3 protein-coding genes are annotated in these 3,849 nt (G+C 72.9%); all 3 read left to right on the forward strand.

Annotated features, from left to right (window positions below; genetic code table 11):
- Positions 1-153 precede the first annotated feature (153 nt).
- The 3 genes from SACHA_RS0112685 (at position 154) to SACHA_RS0112695 (ending at position 3,784) form a co-directional block, all read left to right on the forward strand.
- Positions 154-783, forward strand: a complete 630-nt coding sequence (locus SACHA_RS0112685; protein ID WP_028663140.1) for a hypothetical protein — start codon at positions 154-156, stop codon at positions 781-783.
- A gap of 263 nt (positions 784-1,046) precedes the next feature.
- Complete coding sequence (locus tag SACHA_RS0112690) at positions 1,047-1,916, forward strand: HalD/BesD family halogenase (protein ID WP_019810361.1); 870 nt, start codon at positions 1,047-1,049, stop codon at positions 1,914-1,916.
- 77 nt (positions 1,917-1,993) lie between these two features.
- Positions 1,994-3,784 (forward strand): choline/carnitine O-acyltransferase, encoded by a 1,791-nt coding sequence (locus SACHA_RS0112695; protein ID WP_019810363.1) that lies wholly within the window; start codon positions 1,994-1,996, stop codon positions 3,782-3,784.
- The last annotated feature ends 65 nt before the right edge of the window (positions 3,785-3,849 follow it).

A 3,849-nucleotide genomic window follows, 5' to 3' on the forward strand; every position in this document is an offset into this window, starting at 1 on the left:
GGCGCCGAGCCGGGGCGCGGTGCCCGGGCCCGCCCCCACCGTGGACGATCTCGATGGTGAGATCACGTGGCTGGCCCGGGTCACCCGTTCGCTGCGCCGGGCGCGCGCGGCCGCACCGGACGGGGACCGCACCGGGAGTGGGGAGGACCGATGTTGAGTGTCCGCACCGGAACGCGGCCGGGGTCACCCGGGACCCGCCCGCGGCGACCGATCCTGTGGGCCCGGGTACTCACCGAGGTGTGCGCCCCGTGGGTGATCGTGATCGTGCTCTCCGGCGGTGTCGCGTGGGCGGCGACCCTTGCGTGGCTGCCGACCCTCGGATGGGGGCTGCTGATCGCGTCGACCAGCAGCGTCCTGCCGATGTGCGTGATCGTGTGGGGAGCGCGCCGCGGCAGTTGGGACGGCCACCACGTGCGCGACCGGGGCGGGCGGCTGGTGCCGTTCGCGGCGTTGATCGTGCTCAGCGGGCTGGGGCTGGGGCTGCTGGTGCTGTTGGCGGCGCCGTGGGAACTCGTGGCCCTCGACATCGCCATGCTCGCGTGCCTGCTCGTGACCGGGGCGGTCACCGCGTGGTGGAAGATCTCGATGCACGCGGCCGTGGCCGCCGGGGCGGTGGCGATCCTCGCCGTGACCCACACGCCGGTGCTGTGGTCGCTGTCGCCGCTCGCCGGTGCGGTCTGCTGGTCCCGCGTCCGGCTCGGCGACCACACCCCCGCCCAGGTCTCGGCGGGCACGGTGGCCGGCCTCGTCGTGGGCGGCGGCGTCTTCGCGCTGCTGGTCTGAACCGCTACCGCGTACCCCGGTCGCCGTCCGGCGGGCAATATGGCGACCGTCACCGCACCTCCGAGGTGCCGCGACATCCCACGTCAGCGCCCGTCCTGGGCGCCGGAACCCGGTCTCGGACCGGGGAGCGACTGCCACGGCCGGTAACCGGTGTGCGTACGATTCGTTGTCACTGAACGCGCCCCGTCGGTGGTACCCGGTCGTGATCCACCGACGCCGCGGTGGTGTGGGGCGGTTCGTGGGAAGGACGGCGAAGGACGGTTATGGACACCTCGGTGGCTCCGTTGATCGAGCAGTTGGTCGACACCGACCGGTACCCGCTGGCCCGGCCGGACAGCCCCGCCTGGGCCGACGTGGTGGACCGGGTGCGGCGCGACCTGGACGGGCAGGGGTGCAGTGTGCTGCCGAACTTCGTGCGCTCCTCCCGGCACGGGGACCTGCGCCGGGAGGGCGCCGGGATGGCCCCGCACGCGCACTACGACGTCGAGACCGTCAACGCCTACAACATCCCCACGGACGCGCCGCTTCCCGCGGACCACCCCGGGCGGATCACCATGCGGCGGCGCAACGCCTTCGTGGCCAAGGACCACGTCCCGCCGGACTCGATCCTCGGCGGGCTGTACTCCGACGGGCACTTCCAGCGGTTCCTCGCCGCCTGTTTCGACCTGCCGGAGATCCACGAGCTGGCCGACCCGCTGGCGGGCCTGGTGCTCAACGTGGTGCGCCCGGGCATGGACCACCCGTGGCACTTCGACACCAACGAGTTCGCCGTCACCCTGCTGACCCAGGCGCCGGAGGCCGGCGGCGAGTTCGAGTACTGCCCGGGCATCCGGTCGGCCGGGGACGAGAATTTCGCCGACGTCTCCGCGGTGCTGCGGGGCGAGGGCGGGGACCTCGTCCACACGCTGACCCTGCGCCCGGGTGACCTGCAACTGTTCCGCGGCCGGTTCTCCCTGCACCGCGTCACCCCGGTCACCGGCGACACCGACCGGCATTCGGCGATCTTCGCCTACAGCGCCCGGCCGGGCGTCATCGGCAGTGTGTCCCGCACCCGGCAGATCTTCGGCCGGGTCCTGCCGGAACACCTCGCCGCCGAGGGGCACGCGGTGCGCGGCGACCAGCTGCTGGACTGACCCCTCCCCCGGGACCGCCCCCGTGCGCCCGGGACACCGACGACACGACGACCACGCCCCGACGTCCGAGGATCACCGTGAACGACACCCCCACCTTCTCGTCCCGCACCTTCGGCAACGAGGACACCCTGCCCCGGGTGCCGCTGCCGACCCCGGAGGAGTCCTGCGAGCGATTCCTGGAATGGTCCGCACCGCTGCTCACCGGGGCCGAACGGGAGGCCACCGAGGCGGCCGTGCGGGAGTTCCTGGATCCGGCCGGCCCCGCGCACACCCTGCACGCGGCCCTGGCGGAGTACGACGCGACCCCGGGGGTCGCCAGCTGGCTGGACGAGTTCTGGCCGTCCCGGTACCTCGGCCGCCGGGACCGCATCGCGCTCAACGCGAACTTCTTCTTCCTGTTCGCCGACGCGGAACTGGAGCAGGTGCCGCGTGCGGCGGCGCTAACGCGGTCGGCGGTCGACTACAAGCTGCGGCTCGACCGCGAGGAGCTGCCGCCGGTGGTCCAGCGGGGTCAGCCACAGTCGATGGACCAGCACAAGTTCCTGTTCTCCACCACCCGCATCCCCGGCCGGGGGCAGGACACGGTCCGCGCCCCCTACAGCGAGCGGCAGCCGGGACCCTCGCCCGCGCGGCACGTCGTCGTGTTCTTCCGCGGCAACGCGTTCCGCATGGACGTGCTCGACCCCGAGGGGCGCCCCTACGCGCAGGCCGACCTGGAGGCCGGGCTGCACGAAGTGACCAAGGCGGGCGTCGTGCCCGCCCAGTACTCCGTGGGCAGCCTCACCACCGAGGCCCGGGCGGAATGGGCCGACGACCGCCGGGCGCTCGCGGCCCTGCCGGGCAACGCGGAGGCGCTGGAGACGGTGGAGACGGCGCTGCTGTGCCTCTGCCTGGACGATTTCGTGCCCGGGGACGCCCGGCAGGCCTGCGACCAGCTGCTGCACGGCGACAGCGGCAACCGCTGGTTCGACAAGTCCGTGTCCCTCGTCGTGTTCGGCGACGGCCGGGCCGGGATCAACGTGGAGCACTGCGGGCTGGACGGCACCACGGTGCTCGCGTTCGTCGACGACCTGCTCGACGGTGCTCCGGAGCCGGTCGAGCCCCGGGGGACCCCCGCGGTCGATTCCGTGGAGTTCACCCTCGACGAGGCGCTGCGCACGAAGGTGCGCAGCGCGGCGACGGCGTTCGCCGACTACGCCGCGGCCAACGCCACCACGACGGTGGCCTTCGACGACTTCGGCTCCTCCGAGGCCAAGCGGCTGGGGGTCTCCCCGGACGCGTTCGTGCAGATGGCCTACCAGGTCGCCCACAAGCGCACGAAGGGTTTCACCGGCGCCACGTACGAGTCCATCGCCACCCGCCAGTACCGCAACGGGCGCACCGAGGCGATGCGGGTGATCACCCCGGAGATCCTGCGCTTCGTCGCGGTCATGGACGACCCGGAGGCCGACGCCGACACGCGGCGGGAGGCGTTCCGGGCGGCGGCGGACAAGCACGTCGCCCGGGCGAAGGAGTGCCAGACCGGGCAGGCGCCCGAACAACACCTGTGGGAACTACAACTGATCCAGCAGCGCCGGGGCGCCGAGCTGGGCGCCACCGGCGAGCTCGCGCTCTACGACACCCCCGGCTGGCGGATCATGCGGGACGACTACCTGAGCACCAGTTCCGCGCCGTCCAAAAATATCCAGTTCTTCGGGTTCGGCTCCACGAGCAGCCATTGCATCGGCGTGGCGTACGTGCTGCTGCCGGACCGGTTCCACCTCTACCTGAGCACGCCGCAGGCGGTGGCCGAGCAGATGCACTCCTTCGCCGAGCACCTGCGCACGGCGGTGTACGAACTGCGCGCCCTGCTCGACACGGGGAACTGACCGACACCCGGGCCGGGCCCGCGCGGGATCCCCGCCGTGCCCGGCCCTCGGCCGTGCGGCCGCCC

Source organism: Saccharomonospora halophila 8, assembly GCF_000383775.1.
Classification (GTDB): domain Bacteria; phylum Actinomycetota; class Actinomycetes; order Mycobacteriales; family Pseudonocardiaceae; genus Saccharomonospora; species Saccharomonospora halophila.

Bases quoted from the DNA above. Each gene is read 5' to 3' on its own strand.
- SACHA_RS0112690 (WP_019810361.1), top strand. From the start codon at position 1,047: ATGGACACCTCGGTGGCTCCGTTGATCGAGCAGTTGGTCGACACCGAC.